The sequence below is a fragment of the Zoogloea oryzae genome (assembly GCF_030161255.1).
Lineage (GTDB): Bacteria > Pseudomonadota > Gammaproteobacteria > Burkholderiales > Rhodocyclaceae > Zoogloea > Zoogloea oryzae.
On record NZ_BSPX01000012.1, the window covers coordinates 57,372 to 72,918 of the forward strand.

A 15,547-nucleotide genomic window follows, 5' to 3' on the forward strand; every position below is an offset into this window, starting at 1 on the left:
ACCGCATGTCCATGAACCGTCGGGATTTCCTCCAGGTGCTGGCCGTCGCCGCGGCCGGCGGGCTGGCGCTGCACAGCAACCCGTCCGAAGCCGCCAAGGCCGCCGCGCGGATGTACGACCTGCCGCGCTTCGGCTCGGTGAGCCTGCTCCACATGACCGACTGCCACGCGCAGCTCCTGCCGATCCACTTCCGCGAGCCCGACGTGAACCTCGGCATCGGCCCGATGGCCGGCCAGGTGCCGCACCTGATCGGCGAGAACCTGCTGCGCCACTTCGGCATCCGCCCCGGCACGCCGGAGGCCCACGCCTTCACCTACCTCGATTTCGTGAAGGCCGCCAAAACCTACGGCAAGGTCGGCGGCTTCGCCCACCTCGCCACGCTGGTCAAACAGCTCAAGGCCAGCCGCCCCGGCGCCCTGCTGCTGGATGGCGGTGACACCTGGCAGGGCTCCGGCCTCAGCCTGTGGACCAACGCCCAGGACATGGTCGACGCCTGCAAGGCGCTGGGCGTGGACGTGATGACGCTCCACTGGGAAGCCACCTACGGCGAAGCCCGCGTCAAGGAGATCGAGGAGAAGGATTTCGCCGGCAAGGTGGATATCGTGGCCCAGAACATCAAGACCGCCGACTTCGGCGACCCGGTGTTCAAGCCCTACGTGATCCGCAACATCAACGGGGTGCCGGTGGCCATCGTCGGCCAGGCCTTCCCCTACACGCCCATCGCCAACCCCCGCTGGCAGGTGCCAAACTGGAGCTACGGCATCCAGGACGACAACCTGCAAAAGGTGGTCGACGAAGCCCGCGCAGCCGGCGCCCAGGTGGTCGTCGTGCTGTCCCACAACGGCATGGACGTGGACCTGAAGATGGCCAGCCGGGTGCGCGGCGTGGATGCAATCCTCGGCGGCCACACTCACGACGGCGTGCCGGCCCCGGTCATCGTCAAGAACGCCGGCGGCCAGACGCTGGTCACCAACGCCGGCTCCAACGGCAAGTACCTCGGCGTGCTCGATCTCGACGTGAAGGCAGGCAAGGTGGTGGACTTCCGCTACAAGCTGCTGCCCGTCTTCGCCAACCTGATCCCCGCCGACCCGACGATGGACGCCCTCATCAAGAAGATGCGCGCACCGTACGAGGGCAAGCTGGCCGAGAAGCTCGCGGTGAGCGAAGGCCTGCTGTACCGCCGCGGCAACTTCAACGGCTCGTGGGACCAGCTCATCCTCGACGCGCTGCTCGCCGAGAAGAACGCCGAGATCGCCTTCTCGCCCGGCTTCCGCTGGGGCACCAGCCTGCTGCCCGGCGACACCATCCGGATGGAGCACCTCCTCGACCAGACCGCCATCACCTACCCGTGGACCACGGTGACGATGATGAGCGGCGAGCAGATCAAGACCGTGCTCGAGGACGTCTGCGACAACCTCTTCAACCCCGACCCGTACTACCAGCAGGGCGGTGACATGGTGCGCGTGGGCGGCCTGCAGTACGCCTGCGACCCCAACGCCGGGATGGGCAAACGCATCACCGACATGCGCCTTGGCGGCAAGCCCATCGACGCCAGCAAGACCTACAAGGTGGCTGGCTGGGCGCCGGTGTCGGAAGACGCCAAGAACGCCGGCGGCGAGGCGGTGTGGGATCTGGTCGCCCGCTACCTCAAGGGTCAGAAGGTGATCCGTGCCCGGCCCCTCAACCTGCCCACCCTCAAGGGCATGGCCGGCAACCCCGGCATGGCCTGAAGGCCCGTGCCAACCCGATCAAGGAGACGACGATGAGCCGCCGCAACGCATCCCTCCCCGCCTGGCTGCGGGTCATCGTCGCCGTCCTTGTCCCGCTGCTCGCCGGGCTGGCCGCGGCGGCCGAACTCAATCCCATCCGGGTCTCCGAACACGCGTGGTACGTGCTGGGCGATTCGGGCATGGCGTCCGGCGCCAATCAGGGCTTCAACAGCAACGCCGGCTTCGTGGTGACCCGGGACAGCGTGGTGGTGATCGACGCCCTCGGCACACCGCCCCTGGGCGAGGCGCTCCTCGCCGCGATCCGCAAGATCAGCGACAAGCCGATCCGCCGCGTGATCCTCACCCACTTCCACGCCGACCACTTCTACGGCCTGCCGGCCTTCAAGGCCGCCGGCGCACAGGTATGGGCCCACCGGGCCGGGCGCGACTACTTCACCAGCGGCGAAGCCGCCGCCCGCCTCGCCCAGCGCCGACAGGATCTCTTTCCGTGGGTGGATGAATCCACCCGCCTCGTCGAGGCCGACCACTGGCTCGACGGCGACACCCGCTTCGAGGAAGGCGGGCTGCACTTCCGGGTGAGCTTCCTCGGCCCGGCCCATTCGTCCGAAGACCTGATGGTCAGCGTTGATGAAGACGGCGTGGTGTTCTGCGGCGACATCCTCTTTGCCGGGCGGATTCCCTTCGTGGGCAGCGCCGACAGCCGCCGCTGGCTCGTCGCCATCGACCAGCTCGCCGCCCTCAAGCCGAAGATCCTCGTCACCGGCCACGGCCGCCACTCCACCAACGCCGCCGCCGACCTCACCCTCACCCGCGACTACCTCACCTACCTGCGCGAGCAGATGGGCCGCGCGGTGGATGAGATGGTCCCCTTCGACGAAGCCTACGCCCGCACCGACTGGCGGCGCTTCAGCAATCTCCCCGCCTTCGAAGCCGCCAACCGGATCAACGCCTACGGCACCTATCTCACCCTGGAGCGCGAATCCCTCGCCCGCTGAATCCCTCACCCGCAAATCCGATGCGCGCCGGCCTGTCCGCCCTGATCCTCGCCTTCAGCCTCGCCCTGGCCGGCTCGCCCGCTTCCGCCAAGGGGCCGCTCGGATCACGGCTCCACGATCCTGCCGCCCGGCCCGACGTGCTCTACGTCGTCCTCTTCAGCTTGCCCGACTGCCCCTACTGCGTGGCGATCCGCGACGCCTACCTGCCGGCCCTGCCCGACGACCCGCGCTTTCGCGACCGGGTGCGCATCCGCGAGGTGTCCATCAGCAGCCCCCGCCCGATCACCGATTTCGACGGCACCCTCGCGCGCCAGGCCGACGTGGCCCGCCGCTACGGCGTCAAGTTTGCGCCGACGGTGCTGTTTCTCGACAAGGGCGGGCAGGTACGCGCCGAAGCGCTGCTGGGCGGTGACAGCGTGGGGCTATACGGCGGCTATCTGGAGAAGCGGGTGCTTCAGGGGCTCGACGCCACGGCGGCCCACTGAAGCAAGCGCCGCTTTCGCGGCCTACTTGAACTGGTAGTAGCGATGATTGAGCCAGGCGACCACGTCTTCCTCATCCTCGGGAAACCAGCCGGTCTTGAGCTGGCTGCTGCAAAAGCTCACCTGGGCGTGGAGCTGGGACAGGCTCTTCACCTTGCGGTCGCTGCGCAGGTAAAGCTTCGAGCCATCACCGCCAATCAGGCGCTGGTGGCACGCGGCACAGTTTTTTTCGGTCACCAGCTTTTCGCCCGCGGCCGGACTGCCGGCCCAGGCGCCCGCGGCCACCGTAAGGCCGGCCGCCAGCATCAGGAATTGCGTTGCGTTCATGGTCTGCCTCTCCGGAGGTTGATCGGATGAAATCCACGGAGGAAGTATGAAACATTTTGCCGCCAGCGCCATGATCGCGCTGCTTGTCATCGGTCTTCCCCTGCCGGGCACGGCCCAGGTGGACCCCGCCAGTGTGCCCGAGATCAAGCGTAGCCGGCTCCAGCTCTACCTCACCGCCCGCGAAGCCCACGACATCTATTCCCGCGAACCGGCCCGAACCCTCTTCCTCGACGTCCGCACCCGCGCCGAAGCCATGTACGTGGGCATGCCCAGCGATGCCGACGCCCTCGTGCCCTACGTCGAACACCAGGAGTTGATGACCGACTGGGACGACCGCCGGGGCATGTACCAGCTGATGGCCAACAGCGATTTCCTGACCGAAGCCGAGACCCGCCTCAAACAGAAGGGGCTCACCAAGACGGACCGGGTGATCCTCATCTGTCGCTCGGGTGACCGCAGCGCCCACGCCGCCGACCTCCTCGCCAACGCCGGCTACACCCGTGTTTACAGCGTGGTGGATGGCTTCGAGGGCGACACCGCCAAGGACGGCCCGAAGGCCGGCCAGCGCGTCGTGAATGGCTGGAAGAACGCCGGCCTGCCCTGGTCGTACAAGCTCGACAAGGCCAGGATGTACTTCCCGCGCTGATCGCCGCCGGCTCGGGCCGCTTGGCACCGCCGGCCCCGCGCCCGTAAGCTACGGGGCTCCGGCCTCTCCGCGTCCCCTGCCATGTTCCGAATCCGCACCCTTGCCGCGGCCACCGCCGCGCTCCTCGCCACCTTCGTCACGCCGGCCCACGCCGGCAAGACCCTCGACGCCATCAAGTCCAAGGGCCAGCTCGCCTGCGGCGTGAGCACCGGCGTGATCGGCTTCTCCGCCGCCGACAGCCAGGGCCAGTGGCGCGGGCTCGACGTGGACGTGTGCCGGGCGATCGCCGCAGCGGTGCTGGGCGACCCGAACAAGGTGCGCTGGGTGCCCCTCAACTCCCAGCAGCGCTTCACCGCCATCCAGTCGGGCGAGGTGGACATCCTCTCCCGCAACACCACCTGGAGCCTGACCCGCGACGCCGGCCTGGGTCTGCACTTCACCGCCGTCACCTACTACGACGGCCAGGGCTTCCTGGTGGCAAAGAAGTCCAAGGTCACCAGCGCCAAACAGCTCAAGAACGCCGAGATCTGCGTGCAGTCCGGCACCACCACCGAACGCAACCTCGCCGACTGGTTCCGCGCCCAGGGCATCAAGGTCAAACCGGTGGTCTTCGAGAAGTTCGAGCCGTCCATCAAGGCCTTCTTCAGCGGCCGCTGCCAGGCCTACACCACCGACGCCTCGGCGCTGGCCTTCATCCGCACCAAGGAAGCCCCCAACCCCGACGACTACCTGGTGCTGCCCGAAGTCATCTCCAAGGAGCCCCTCGGCCCGGCGGTACGCCGCGGCGACGACGAGTGGTTCGCCATCGTCAAATGGGTGGTCCAGGCGCTGGTCGAAGCCGAAGAGCTGGGCATCACCCAGGCCAAGGTGGACGCCCTCAAGGCCTCGCCCGATCCGGCGGTGCAACGCTTCCTCGGCGTGGGCGAAGACCTCGGCAAGAACCTCGGCCTCGATCGCGAATGGGCCGCCCGCGCCGTCAAGGCCGGCGGTAACTACGGCGAGATCTTCGAGCGCAACGTGGGCGCCGGCTCGCCCCTCAAGCTGCCCCGCGGCCTCAACGCCCAGTGGAACAAGGGCGGCCTGATGTACGGCCTGCCGCTGCGCTGATTCCGTCGCGGGACCCGCGCCCGCGCCACCCGCAATGCACACAAAATCGTTCTCCCGCATCGCCGTCCAGGCGCTGATCGTCCTCGCCGTCGCCGGCCTGCTGGCGCTGCTCGTCACGACCACCGCCGGCCACCTCACCCAGCGCGGCATCCGCAGCGGCTTCGACTTCCTGCTCGAGCCCGCCGGCTTCACCCTGGGCGAGAGCGCGATCCCGCTGGACGCCAGCGATTCGACCCTGCTGGCCTTCGCCGCCGGCCTCGCCAACACCCTGCGTCTGGCCCTGCCCGGCGCCGCGCTGGCCCTGGGGCTGGGCGTGCTGGTGGGCTTCGGGCGGCTCGCCGAGCATCCGCTGGTGCGCGGCCTCGCCAGCGCCTTCGTGAATGCCTTTCGCAACATCCCGCTGCTGCTCCAGCTGCTGGCGTGGTATTTCATCCTCACCGACCTGCTGCCCGCCTCCAACGCGGCGCTACGCCTCGCGCCCGGCGTGTTCCTCAGCAAATCCGGGCTGGCCATGCCCTGGTGGGGCGAAGCCGGCTTCGAGATCCCCGAACCCGCCGGCTTCGGCATCGACGGTGGCGCCCGCCTCACGCCGGAATACCTGGCGATGCTGATCGGCCTGGTGATCTACACCGCCGCCTACATCGCCGAGATTTTGCGCGCCGCGGTCGAGGCCCTGCCACCCGGGCAGCGCCTCGCCGCCCTGGCGATGGGCATGACGCCCCGCCAGGCTTTCCGCCTCGTGCTGCTGCCCCAGGCCTGGCGCGCCGCGTTGCCGCCGGTGACGAGCCAGCTCCTCAACCTGTTCAAGAACGCCTCCCTGGCGGTGGCCATCGGCTACCCCGATCTGGTGTCGGTGGCCGGCACCAGCCTCAACCAGACCGGCCGCGCCATCGAATGCCTCAGCATCGTGATCGCGGTGTACCTGCTGCTGTCGCTGGCCGGCGCGGCGGTGAGCCACCAGCTCGAAAAACGCAGCCTGCGGGGCGGCGTCGCATGACAGCCAACCTGTTCCGCCGGCTGTTCGGTGATGTCTTCAGCACGATCCTCACGCTGCTCGTGCTCGCCGCGGCAATCGTCTCGCTACCGCCGCTGCTGCGCTGGGCGGTGCTGAACGCCGAATTCAGGCCCGACGCCGCCGCCTGCACCGCCCTCGACCACACCGGCGCGTGCTGGGGCGTGGTGGCCGAGAAGGCGCGCTTCATCCTGCTCGGCCGCTATCCCGGCGACGAAAGCTGGCGCCCGATCGCCGCCGCCGGGCTGATCGTCACCAGCTGGCTGGCGGTGGCTTTCGGGCGCATCGGCGGACGCACGGCGCTGCTCGCCCTGGCGCTGTCGCCCGTCGTCGCCGTTCCGCTGCTGGGCGGCGGCCTTGGCGGCCTCGCGCCGGTGCCCACCGAGCTGTGGGGCGGCCTGCCGCTCACCCTGCTCCTCACCGCCGGCGGCATGGCGGGCGCGCTGCCCCTGGGCATCGCCGTGGCTTACGGACGACGCTCCAAGCTGCCGGTGCTGCGCGGCCTGCTCACGGCGTATGTGGAGCTGGCGCGGGGGATTCCGCTGATCGCCGCGCTGTTCGTGGCGTCGTTTTTGCTGCCGCTGTTCTTTCCGGAAGGCATGGCGCTCGACATGCTGTGGCGGGTGCTGATCGCCATCGTGCTGTTCGCCGCGGCGTATCTCTCGGAGATCATCCGCGGCGGCCTGCAGGCGATCCGCCCCGGCCAGCTCGACGCCGCTGCGGCGCTGGGCCTGTCGGCGTGGCAGACCCAGCGCTGGATCGTGCTGCCCCAGGTGCTGCGGGCAGCGGCGCCGTCGCTGGCCAACAGCGCCATCGCGCTGTTCAAGGACACGTCGCTGGTCACCGTGGTGAGCCTGTACGAGCTCACCGGCTCGCTGGGCCTCGCCCTCGCCGGGGATGGCGAATGGCGGCCGTTCTATCTGGAAGCCTGGCTCTTCCTCGCCGCCATCTACTGGCTGGGCTGCGCGCTGCTGGCGCGGATCAGCGCCGCAATACCGCGACGGCCTTGATCTCGATGATGTAGCCCGGCACGCCGCACAGCTGGGCCGCGCCGATGGCCGTCCAGGCCGGGTAGTCGCGGGTCAGGTAGCGGTCCTTCACCTCCATGAACAGCGGCAGGTCGCGCATGTCGGTGTGGAAGCTGGTCAGGTCGACGATGTCGGTCATCTCGGCACCGGCGGCGGCCAGCACCTTCTTGAGATTCTCGAAGGCCTGGACGATCTGCGCCTCGCGGGGCTCGACGAGCTGCATGTGCTCGTCCCGGCCGATCTGGCCAGAGACATAGATGGTGTCGCCGACCTTCACGGCCGACGCGTAGTGGATTTTTTCGTAAACCGCTTCCATCCCCTTCGGGATGATGGGCTGGCGATCGCTCATGGTGGCGCTCCGTAGCAAGTTGGGGCGCCCATCCTAACCCGACGCCCCCGTCGCCACCTCGGTCAGGATCTCCGCCAGCCGTCGTACGCCCGGGCCGGCGCAATCCGGATCGGCGATCACCAGGTACAGCGTCACCCGCCGCAGCTCGGCGCCGCCCAGGGGCAGCGGCTTGAGCCGCCCGTCGCCCAGCTCGCGCAGGATGTGGGCCTCCGGATACCACGCAAAGCCATGCCCGGCGCAGGCCGCGGCGATCGACATGGCCATGCTGCCAAAGGTCCAGCGCTGCTCCACCTCCACGGTGGTGCTGCGCCGGTCGCGCACCGAGCCCGTGGCCCGCACCTGCAGATGCCGCCACGGGCGCAGATCCTTCTCGCCCAGCTCGCGCCCCAGCTGATGGAGCGGATGATCCGGCGAGGCCACCGCCAGCAGCGGCATGTCGAGCAGCGGCGTACCCAGAAAGCCCGGCGGGATGTGGGGCGTCACCGCCACGTCGGCCTGCCCGCCCAGCAGCGCCTCGGCGGTGCCGCCCAGCACCGATTCGATCACCTCGATCCGCGTCCGCGGCGCCTCGGCGCCAAAGCGCGCCAGGGCCTCCAGCAGCAGATCCGGCGGAAAGAGCACCTCCGCCGCCAACCCGATCTCCGCCTCCCAGCCCGCCGACAGCTTGCGCGCCGCCTGCTCCAGATCGCCCGCCTCGGCCACCAGCGCCAGCGCCCGGCGGTAAAGCATGTGGCCGGTGGGCGTGAGCACCGCCTTGCGGCCGTGGATCTCGAAGGCCTTCACGCCCAGCACGGTCTCGATCTTCTGCACCGCGTAGGTGACGGCCGACTGGCTCTTGAACAGCGCTTCGGCGGCCTGGGCGTAGCCGCCGGCCTCCACCACGGCGATGAGGGCCCGCCATTGGTCGAGGCTGAGATGGGGGGTGACGGTCATTGATCAGATTATTAGATAGCTTTAAACGAAATCTTCTACTTTTTTATCGCTCCGGTAAATCATTAAATAGACACATCCCAACACCACCGGAGCCCTCAAAATGACCACCCTGCTCAAGATCAACGCCAGCCTGTTCTCCAACCAGGGCCAGTCCAGCCAGCTCGCCGACCGCTTCGTGGCTGCCTACGTGGCCGCCCACCCCGGCGCCACCGTGATCGACCGCGACCTGGCCGCCAACCCCGTGCCGCACCTGGACGCCGAGCGCTTCCTGTCCTTCCTGGCCAAGCCCGAAGCGCGCAGCGAAGCACAGCAGGCCGTCGTCGCCTTCTCCGACGCCCTGATCGAAGAGATCCGCCGGGCCGACCAGATCGTGATCGGGCTGCCGATGTACAACTTTGGCGTGCCTTCCACGCTCAAAGCCTATTTCGACCACATCGCCCGCGCCGGCGTCACCTTCCGCTACACCGCCAATGGCCCCGAAGGCCTGCTCACCGGCAAGAAGGTGACCGTGCTCGCCGCCCGCGGTGGCAAGTACTTCGGCACCCCGAAGGACAGCCAGACCACCTACGTCCGCGACTTCCTCGGCTTCATCGGGATCACCGACGTGGAATTCATCTACGCCGAAGGCCTCAACATGGGTGAGGACAGCAAGTCTGCCGCCCTCGCCGCCGCCCACGCCCAGGTCGCCGAACTGGCCGCCTGACAACCGGAGAACGCCATGACCACCCGCAGCCTGACCGTCATCATCCCCTCCATCCCGGTGTCGGACGGCGCCGGCGTCAAGCTGCGGCGCAGCATCGGCCACAGCCAGCGCCTCGACCCCTTCCTGATGCTCGACGAGTTCGCCTCGGACAACCCGGACGACTACATCGCCGGCTTTCCGCCCCACCCGCACCGGGGCTTCGAGACCGTCACCTACATGCTCGCCGGTGATTTCGAGCACCGCGACCACCTGGGCCACACCGGCCACCTGCGGGGCGGCGGCGCCCAGTGGATGACCGCCGGGCGCGGCATCATCCACTCGGAGATGCCGCTCCAGGAGAGCGGGCGCCTCCACGGCTTTCAGTTCTGGATCAACCTGCCCGCCGCCGAGAAGATGAAGCCTGCCGGCTACCGGGACATCCAGCCCGAGGAGATCCCCGAGGTGACGATCCCCGGCGGCAGCGTGAAGGTCGTCGCCGGCACCCTCGATGGCGTGAGCAGTGCACCGGTGCCAGGCCCGATCCAGGGGCTATCCACCGCGCCGCTGTTCCTCGACGTGCGCCTAGAAGCCGGCGCGGCCTTCGCCCAGTCGGTCGAAGCCGGCCACACGGCCTTCCTCTACCCCTACGCCGGCAGCCTGCAGGTGGGCGACGAAGGCCGCACGCTGCCCGCCCGCCAGGCCGGCGTGCTGTCGGCGGGCGAGCGCATCGAGGTGACGGCCGGCGCCGAAGGCGCGAGCTTCCTGCTGCTGGCCGCCCGGCCCCTGGGCGAGCCGGTGGTGCAGTACGGCCCCTTCGTGATGAACACCCGCGAAGAGATCGAGCAGGCCCTGGCCGACTACCGGGACGGCACCCTGGCCTGAAACATCGGCACACCAAAAACCCGAACACGGCGCTACGGCGCCGTGTCACATTTGGGGATCGAACAAGGAGCACGCCATGGCCGGCTTTGAAAACTACGCCCAGGACACGAAAGACATCGAACTCGAGATCGAACGCAAGGGCATCGCCCTGGGCATCGACTGGACCAACGAAGATGCCGTGCGCGCCCTTGCCCGGGAAGCGCTGGATTTTGCAGGCGCCGCCGAGAAGGACAAGGCGCTCGACACGAACCACCTCGACTACGCCCGCCTCGCCAGGCTGGAGCTCTTCGGCCTCGCCGGGCTGATGCTGCGCACGATGCAGGAGAGCGCATCCGCCGCCGGCTTCGAGAGCCACGGCGGCGACGCCTGGAAGGCCTTCGCCCGCGCCCTGTGGGCCGAGAAGAAACTGCGCCAGCCGGGCTGAACGCTCCGCCCCGCGCGGGCCCGGCGGCGCCGTTCGTCGGCCAGCCGCAGCCCGCCTTGATTTGCCAATTTGCATGTGCTTGACTGCACTGGCAGAGGCAGTCAGGGCGAGCGTTTCCATCAATCATCCTGACATGCCGGCAGCCGTTCGCGCCTTGAAAGGCGCCATTTTCCGTGACAGCCCCCGTTCGCGGGGGGCCGACATGTTGCCAAGCTGTTTCTTCCCGCTTCCGAGGTTTTACCTTTCGCCAAAAAGGTGTAGCTTTCATATTGAGATGTGCTGATCGGCAACGGCGGCACGCAGGCATCCAACGTCGTACCAATGGCCTCGCCAGGGAAAACGATGAAATGTTCATAGCCGGGACAAGCGCCACCCTCCGACGCCTGATCGAAGATCAGCTCGTGGCCACGGGCGGGCTCGACGGCTACGATGTCCAGCTGTTCTCCACCCGCAATTTCACCGGCACCATCACCAACAAGGTTGCGCTCTTCCTCTACCGCGTCGAGGTGGATGAATCCCGGCGCAACGTCGATCTCCCCCGCCTCGCCCCCAACGCGCCCCGCCGCCAGGCCCTCGGGCTCGAACTGCACTACCTGCTCACCGTGTGGGGCCAGCGCAACGCCGAAGGCGAGCAGGTGATGCTGGCGCGCTGCATGGACATCCTCGACCGCCACGCGCTCATCACCGGCCCGCTCCTCGACCCGGCCTACCCGTGGGAGCCCGAAGACAGCCTGCGGGTCGCGATCAACCACCTCAGCACCGAAGACATGCTGCGCCTGTGGGACAGCCTCGAGCCGCCCTACCAGCTGTCGGTGCCCTACGTCGTGCGCACCGCCCGGCTCGCCGCCCGCGAGCGGCCCGATCCGGCCATCGCCGATTCGCGCACGCTGGTGTTCACACCCCAGGTGCCGTGATGCTCGCTGCCACCGACACGCCCCTCGGCTGGGCCGCCCGCCACTCGCCAGACCGCATCGCCGCCGTCGGCGTGCTGGCGGTCAAGGTGAGGCGCTATCTCACCGACGGCACCGACCCCGGCCTCACCCCCATCCCCGGCCTGCGGGTGCGCGTCGCCGGCCAGGCCGAACAGCCCCTGTGGCACCAATCCACCGGCCTCTATGGTTTCCTCGACATCCCGGCCGGCGAAGCCCGCATCGAGATCGACGACCCCACCGGCCGCTACCAGCCCCAGGCCATCACCGCCACCGTGCCCGACCGGGCCGATCTCAAAGCCGCCCTCGAAGCCGGCGAAACACCCCCCGCGGTGCCCGCCCCGGCCTACCCCGAAGCTGCCCTGCGCCCCGGCCTGACCATGGCCCTGCCCCCCGGCACCAGCGCCCTGTGGGGCGTGCTGCGGGATGCCGGCCGGCCGGTGCCCGGCGCGCTGCTCACCGTCGCCACCGTGCAGGGCGGCGCCGCCGACAGCGTGACCGCCCTCAGCGGCCCCGACGGCAGCTACCTGCTGGTGCTGCCCTTCGAGGTCATCGACCGCAGCGTGACCCCACCGCTGCGCGCCTTCGACCGCGCCCTCAGCGTGTTCGCCCCGCGCCCGGCCCTAGCCACCGCGCTCGCGACCAAAGGTTTTCTGGCCGGACAACCGGCCAATGTCTTCGGACTCACCGCGGCCCAGCGCAATGCGCTGTTCCTGCCGCGCGACTTCCAACTGCGTGACGCTGGCGGCACCCTGCACCCGCAGGTCGGCGGCCAGAATCCGCCCGCTTCGGTTTCGGTCGGCGCACGGGTCCGGCTGGATATCGAGTTGTTACCCTAGCCAAGATGGAGGCTCGAAATGCCTGAATACCTAGCCCCGGGAGTTTACGTCGAAGAAACCAGCTTCCGCGCCAAGTCCATCGAGGGCGTGGCGACCTCCACCGCCGGCTTCGTCGGCCAGGCCCGCTTCGGCCCCACCGCTGGCCTGCCCACCCTCGTCACCGGCTTCGAGGAATTCCAGCGCCACTTCGGCGATGGCAATGACCTGCTGCTGGGTGGCGTGCCCACCACCAACCAGCTCGCCCACGCGGTGCGGCTGTTCTTCGAGAACGGCGGCAAGCGGGTGTACGTGTCGCGCATCTTCGTGCCCACCGGTGGCGGCTCGGTCGAGGCCAGCCGCTCGTCCAGCAGCGCGATCTCGGTACTCGGCACCGATCGCTTCCTGCGCGCCCGCTTTCCCGGCCGGGCCGGCAACGTGGTGGTCAAGGTTGCCGCCAACCGCGGCGGCAACCTGCTCACCGGCACCGCCGGCAGCCGCCGTGTGATGGGCCTGCGCCTGGGCGATGTGGTCGAGGCCGGCGCGCTCAAGGAAAGCACCGTCACCGCCGCCGGCCCCAACGCCGTCACCGGCGCCAACATCTACAGCGTCAGCTTCGACGCGGCGGGCAACCCACTCCTCACCAACGCTGGCGGCACGCTCGACCTCAACGGCGCCGCCCTCGCCGCGGTCCAGAAGATCACCCTCGACATCAGCGTCGGCCCCAATCTGGATGGCTCCACCGGCAGCCGTAGCGAGCAGATCCAGCGCCTGTCGCCCCACCCGGATTCCGACCAGTTCGTCGGCCGCGTGCTGCGCCACGAAGACCCGGACGCCGGCATCGAACCGCCCGCCGACCGCAGCCAGCGCATCTACTTCGATGCGATGGTCGACCTGCCCAGCGTCGCTGCCCAGCGCACCACCTTCGCCCGCGACCTGCTCACCGGCCTCGTCGCCGCCTCGCCGATCACCCTCTCCGGCGGCAGCGATGGCGTCTCTCCGGATGCGGCCGCCTTCACTGGCGGCGGCAGCGGCCACGACGCCACCGGCCTCGCCGCGCTGGCCGAGATCGAGGACATCGCCATCGTCGCCGCGCCGGGCTCGGCGGCCCTCGCCTCGCCCATCGATCAGGCCGTGCGCGACGCGCTCGTCAGCCACTGCGAAAACCTGCGCTACCGCTTCGCCATCCTCGCCGGTCCGCAGGACGCCGACCAGGCCACCATTCGCCAGGTGCGCGGCCAGCACGACTCCAAATACGCCGCCATGTACTACCCGTGGCTCGTCGCCAGCACCCCCGGCAGCGCCCGCGAAACCGTGCTGTACTCGCCCGAAGGCGCGATGGCCGGCGTATACGCCCGCAGCGACATCGAGCGCGGCGTGCACAAGGCCCCGGCCAACGAAACCGTGCGCGGCGTGCTGCGCTTCTCGCGCAACGTGAACAAGGGCGAGCAGGACGTGCTCAACCCCGAAGGCATCAACTGCCTGCGCTTCTTCGAAGGCCGCGGCTACCGCGTGTGGGGCGCCCGCACCATCAGCTCCGATCCGGAATGGACCTACATCAACGTCCGCCGGCTGTTCATCTACCTCGAACACTCCATCGACCGCTCCACCCAGTGGGCGGTGTTCGAGCCAAACAACGAAGAGCTGTGGCTCAAGATCCGCCTCACCATCGAAGGCTTCCTGTACGACGTGTGGCGCACCGGCGCTCTCCTCGGCGCCAAGCCCGAAGACGCCTACTTCGTGCGCTGCGACCGCACCACCATGAGCCAGTCGGATCTCGACAACGGCCGTCTGGTCTGCCTGATCGGCGTCGCCCCCACCAAGCCGGCCGAGTTCGTGATCTTCCGCATCGGCCAATGGACTGCCGACGCGTCCATCGTCTGAGCACCGATAACCGAAGCTTCAAAGGAGACCGGCAATGGCCACCCTGCGTGAAGACCCCTACGGCCCGTTCAACTTCAAGGTCACCATCAACCCGGCGAGCGGCGGCGAGTTTCGCGGCGGCTTCTCGGATGTCTCGGGGCTGTCCACCGAGATCACCCACGCCGACTATCGCGAAGGCACCGACGCCTTCAACCGGCCCCGCAAGGTGCCGCTGATGTACAAGGCCGGCGACGTGACCCTCAAGCGCGGCATGATCGCCTCGCTCGATCTGTGGAACTGGGTCAATCAGGTGCGCCGCGGCAACATGGACGCCCGCGCCACCGTCGTCATCGAGCTGATGAGCGAAGACCGGGGCAGCACCGTCGCCCAGTGGAAGCTCATCAACGCCCGCCCGTCCAAATGGACCGGCCCGACGCTGGCCGCCAAAGGTGCCTCCGACGTGGCGATGGAAGAGCTGACCCTGGTCTGCGAAGACCTGGAGTTCGAATAAGCCCACGCCCAACCCGCGCTGAACTGAGATTCATTCCATGAGAGCCACCGCCCGGCCGCCCGAAGGGGGGACTCGTCGCAGGCCCGGCTTTGCACAGCCGGGCCGTTCGGACGGCGCGAAGCCAAGCTTCACGAAACCCCGTCCTCACCCTCTGGGGAGGGTGGAGCAGGGGTTTCGCGGTGCTCTGCACTGCGCCTGCGGAACGGGTTGGCTGTGCAAAGCCAACCCTTCGTCGCGCAGCAACCGGAGGGTAGTCAAGTGACCGTCGCGCTGCTGGGCAGCCTGTGGCGTCCCGGGCTGCCGCCAGGCATCTACGAGGAACGACCCGCCGTGGCCACCCGCCAGCGGGTGCGCCTCGATGTCGCCGCGCTGATCGGGCTCGCCGAACGGGGGCCGGTGAACACCCCGGTCGTCATCGACGACGCCCGCCAGTTCGAGGCGATCTTCGGTCGCGCCCTGCCCGGGCTGCAGCTCCCCCTGGCGGTGCGCCTGTTCTTCGCCAACGGCGGCCGGCGCTGCGTGGTCGTTCGCTGCGTCGATCACGTGAACATCCGCACCACCCGCCTGCTGGTGCCCGGTTTCAAGGCGGTGCGCGGCAGTTCCCGGCGTCAGGTGCGCATCGCCGCCCGCAACCCGGGCAGCTGGGGCAACCGCCTGCAGGTGCGCGCCCAGCTCATCCAGCGCCCGGTCGCGCTCGGCTTCGACCCGATCACCCTCGCCATCCGCATTCCGCCAGACCGCCCCGCCGTGGGCGCCACCCTGCGCCTCACCGGCCGGCCCACCAGCCCCGGCGCCGCACCCCGCAGCCGCTTCTTCCGGGTTGCCCTCGACG

General features: G+C 69.0%; 18 protein-coding genes. 15 read left to right on the plus strand and 3 right to left on the minus strand.

The genetic code is table 11. The features are described from left to right. Positions 1–5: 5 nt before the first annotated feature. The 3 genes from soxB to QQK25_RS06230 are packed head-to-tail and all read left to right on the plus strand — an operon-like array spanning position 6 to position 3,210. Positions 6–1,730, plus strand: a complete 1,725-nt coding sequence (soxB, locus tag QQK25_RS06220; protein WP_284187150.1) for a thiosulfohydrolase SoxB — start codon at positions 6–8, stop codon at positions 1,728–1,730. A gap of 32 nt (positions 1,731–1,762) precedes the next feature. Next, positions 1,763–2,725 carry an MBL fold metallo-hydrolase gene (locus QQK25_RS06225; RefSeq protein ID WP_284187151.1) on the plus strand — a complete coding sequence of 321 codons (963 nt, stop codon included), beginning with the start codon at positions 1,763–1,765 and terminating at the stop codon, positions 2,723–2,725. A gap of 20 nt (positions 2,726–2,745) precedes the next feature. Continuing rightward, positions 2,746–3,210 carry a thioredoxin fold domain-containing protein gene (locus QQK25_RS06230; protein WP_284187152.1) on the plus strand — a complete coding sequence of 155 codons (465 nt, stop codon included), beginning with the start codon at positions 2,746–2,748 and terminating at the stop codon, positions 3,208–3,210. A gap of 21 nt (positions 3,211–3,231) precedes the next feature. Here the strand turns inward: QQK25_RS06230 and QQK25_RS06235 are convergent, their stop codons facing one another. After that, the gene (locus tag QQK25_RS06235; RefSeq protein ID WP_284187153.1) at positions 3,232–3,534 is read right to left on the minus strand and encodes a c-type cytochrome; all 303 of its coding nucleotides are present in this window, start codon (positions 3,532–3,534) and stop codon (positions 3,232–3,234) included. A 46-nt stretch (positions 3,535–3,580) separates the two neighbouring features. Between QQK25_RS06235 and QQK25_RS06240 the strand changes: the two genes are divergently transcribed. From QQK25_RS06240 to QQK25_RS06255, 4 genes are all read left to right on the plus strand, one after another. Continuing rightward, positions 3,581–4,180: a rhodanese-like domain-containing protein gene (locus QQK25_RS06240; RefSeq protein ID WP_284187154.1), complete on the plus strand. Its 600-nt coding sequence runs from the start codon at positions 3,581–3,583 to the stop codon at positions 4,178–4,180. Positions 4,181–4,261: 81 nt separating this feature from the next. Then, on the plus strand, positions 4,262–5,287 hold the full coding sequence (locus tag QQK25_RS06245; protein ID WP_284187155.1) for an amino acid ABC transporter substrate-binding protein: 1,026 nt from the start codon (positions 4,262–4,264) through the stop codon (positions 5,285–5,287). Between the two features lie 34 nt (positions 5,288–5,321). Further along, a complete protein-coding gene (locus QQK25_RS06250; protein WP_284187156.1) occupies positions 5,322–6,284 on the plus strand; it encodes an ABC transporter permease subunit in 963 nt (320 codons plus the stop codon). Next, positions 6,281–7,309, plus strand: coding sequence for an amino acid ABC transporter permease (locus QQK25_RS06255; RefSeq protein ID WP_284187157.1), 1,029 nt, complete (start codon positions 6,281–6,283; stop codon positions 7,307–7,309). The genes QQK25_RS06250 and QQK25_RS06255 overlap by 4 nt, the downstream gene beginning before the upstream one ends. Here QQK25_RS06255 and QQK25_RS06260 read toward each other — a convergent pair. Further along, positions 7,281–7,676, minus strand: a complete 396-nt coding sequence (locus QQK25_RS06260; RefSeq protein WP_284187158.1) for a RidA family protein — start codon at positions 7,674–7,676, stop codon at positions 7,281–7,283. The genes QQK25_RS06255 and QQK25_RS06260 overlap by 29 nt on opposite strands. A gap of 33 nt (positions 7,677–7,709) precedes the next feature. Continuing rightward, positions 7,710–8,609 carry a LysR family transcriptional regulator gene (locus QQK25_RS06265; RefSeq protein ID WP_284187159.1) on the minus strand — a complete coding sequence of 300 codons (900 nt, stop codon included), beginning with the start codon at positions 8,607–8,609 and terminating at the stop codon, positions 7,710–7,712. A 100-nt stretch (positions 8,610–8,709) separates the two neighbouring features. Here QQK25_RS06265 and QQK25_RS06270 point away from each other — a divergent pair, with 100 nt between their 5' ends. The 8 genes from QQK25_RS06270 to QQK25_RS06305 all read left to right on the plus strand — a co-directional run. Further along, positions 8,710–9,312 carry an FMN-dependent NADH-azoreductase gene (locus QQK25_RS06270; protein WP_284187160.1) on the plus strand — a complete coding sequence of 201 codons (603 nt, stop codon included), beginning with the start codon at positions 8,710–8,712 and terminating at the stop codon, positions 9,310–9,312. A gap of 15 nt (positions 9,313–9,327) precedes the next feature. After that, entirely contained in the window at positions 9,328–10,173 is an 846-nt protein-coding gene (locus tag QQK25_RS06275) for a pirin family protein (RefSeq protein ID WP_284187161.1), read from the plus strand. A 76-nt stretch (positions 10,174–10,249) separates the two neighbouring features. Next, positions 10,250–10,597 (plus strand): hypothetical protein, encoded by a 348-nt coding sequence (locus tag QQK25_RS06280; protein WP_284187162.1) that lies wholly within the window; start codon positions 10,250–10,252, stop codon positions 10,595–10,597. 347 nt (positions 10,598–10,944) lie between these two features. Continuing rightward, complete coding sequence (locus QQK25_RS06285) at positions 10,945–11,511, plus strand: Pvc16 family protein (protein WP_284187163.1); 567 nt, start codon at positions 10,945–10,947, stop codon at positions 11,509–11,511. Further along, positions 11,511–12,365 carry a hypothetical protein gene (locus tag QQK25_RS06290; protein WP_284187164.1) on the plus strand — a complete coding sequence of 285 codons (855 nt, stop codon included), beginning with the start codon at positions 11,511–11,513 and terminating at the stop codon, positions 12,363–12,365. Before QQK25_RS06285 ends, QQK25_RS06290 begins: the two co-directional genes overlap by 1 nt. An 18-nt stretch (positions 12,366–12,383) precedes the next feature. Next, the gene (locus tag QQK25_RS06295; protein WP_284187165.1) at positions 12,384–14,225 is read left to right on the plus strand and encodes a phage tail sheath family protein; all 1,842 of its coding nucleotides are present in this window, start codon (positions 12,384–12,386) and stop codon (positions 14,223–14,225) included. Positions 14,226–14,259: 34 nt separating this feature from the next. Next, positions 14,260–14,715 (plus strand): phage tail protein, encoded by a 456-nt coding sequence (locus QQK25_RS06300; protein WP_284187166.1) that lies wholly within the window; start codon positions 14,260–14,262, stop codon positions 14,713–14,715. Between the two features lie 258 nt (positions 14,716–14,973). Continuing rightward, a partial coding sequence (locus QQK25_RS06305) for a hypothetical protein (RefSeq protein ID WP_284187167.1) occupies positions 14,974–15,547 on the plus strand: 574 nt, incomplete at its 3' end.